1 protein-coding gene is annotated in these 1,695 nt (G+C 64.0%); it reads right to left on the bottom strand.

The genetic code is table 11. The annotated features are described in order from the left end of the window. Positions 1-1,604: bifunctional sulfate adenylyltransferase/adenylylsulfate kinase (locus tag DL237_RS20360; protein ID WP_119400800.1), on the bottom strand; the 1,604-nt coding region annotated here is incomplete at its 3' end. Positions 1,605-1,695: the final 91 nt, after the last annotated feature.

The raw sequence follows: 1,695 nt of genomic DNA, 5'->3' as shown, positions 1-1,695 counted from the left end.
TCGTAGGGGTCCGAGATCCCGGTGAACTCCTTGATCTTGCCTTCGCGCGCCAGCTTGTAGAGGCCCTTGCGGTCGCGGCGTTCGCATTCCTCGATCGAGGTGGCGACATGGACTTCGACGAAGGCGCCGTAGGCCTCGATCCCCTCGCGCACGATGCGGCGGGTGGCGGCATAGGGCGCGATCGGGGCGCAGATGGCGATGCCGCCGTTCTTGGTGATCTCGCTCGCGACGTAGCCGATGCGCTGGATGTTCAGGTCGCGGTGTTCCTTGCTGAACCCCAGCTCGGAGCTGAGGTTCTTGCGCACGATATCGCCGTCCAGCAGGGTCACCGGGCGGCCGCCCATTTCCATCAGCTTGACCATCAGCGCATTGGCGATGGTGGATTTGCCCGAACCGGAAAAGCCGGTGAAGAAGACGGTAAAGCCCTGTTTCGCGCGCGGCGGCTTGGTGCGGCGCAGCTCGGTGACGACCTCGGGGAAAGAGAACCACTCGGGGATCTCCAGGCCCTCGGCCAGGCGGCGGCGCAGCTCGGTGCCCGAGATGTTCAGGATGGTGACCGTGTCGCGATCCGCGATCTCGTCATTGGGTTCGTACTGGGCGCGTTCCTCGACGTAGACCATGTGTTTGAAGGGGACCATGGTGATGCCCATTTCCTCTTCGTGTTCCTTGAAGAGGTCCTGCGCGTCGTAGGGGCCGTAGAAATCCTCGCCCTGGGAGTTGGAGCCGGGGCCGGCGTGGTCGCGCCCGACGATGAAGTGCGTCACGCCGTGGTTCTTGCGGATCAGGCCGTGCCAGACGGCCTCGCGCGGGCCGGCCATGCGCATGGCGAGGTTGAGCAGGCTCATCGAGGTGGTGGCGGCGGGGTATTTGCCCAGCACGGCCTCGTAGCAGCGCACGCGGGTGAAATGGTCGACATCGCCCGGCTTGGTCATGCCGACGACGGGGTGGATCAGCAGGTTGGCCTGGGCTTCGCGGGCGGCGCGGAAGGTCAGTTCCTGGTGGGCGCGGTGCAGCGGGTTGCGGGTCTGGAAGGCGACGACCTTGCGCCAGCCCATCTTGCGGAAGAAGGCGCGCAATTCGTTGGGCGTGTCGCGGCGGGCCTTGAAGTCGTAGTGCACGGGCTGCTGGATGCCGGTGACGGGGCCGCCGAGATAGACCTTGCCGGCCTGGTTGTGCAGGTAATGCACGGCGGGGTGGGCCTGGTCATCGGCACCAAAGACCTTTTCGGCCTCGCGCGCCTTGTTCGGCACCCAGTTGTCGGTGACGGTCATGGTGGCGAGGATGACGCCTTCCTGGTCGCGCAGGGCGATGTCCTGCCCGGCTTCGAGCTTGCCTGCGAAGGCTTCGGAGACGTCCAGGATGATGGGCATCGGCCAGAGGCTGCCATCGGCCAGGCGCATGTTGTCGACGACGCCGTCGTAATCGGCCTCGGTCAGAAAGCCTTTCAGCGGGAAAAATCCGCCGTTCATCAGCAGTTCGAGGTCGCAGATCTGGCGCGGGGTCAGATCCCAGCTGACCAGGTTGCCGGCTTCGACCTTCAGTTTCTGGGCGGAATCGTGGGAAACGTACAATTCTGGAATGGGGGCGAGATAAGATGAGGGCATCACTTAAACCTTGTTCTTAAAATGACCGAAGAGGCCCGGACGGCCAGCGGCTCAGATGCGACCTAGACCGGATGGAAACAAAAATTCAAGC

Source organism: Pseudooceanicola sediminis (genome assembly GCF_003575965.1).
GTDB lineage: Bacteria > Pseudomonadota > Alphaproteobacteria > Rhodobacterales > Rhodobacteraceae > Pseudooceanicola > Pseudooceanicola sediminis.
This window is presented reverse-complemented; position numbering and strand designations above follow the sequence as displayed.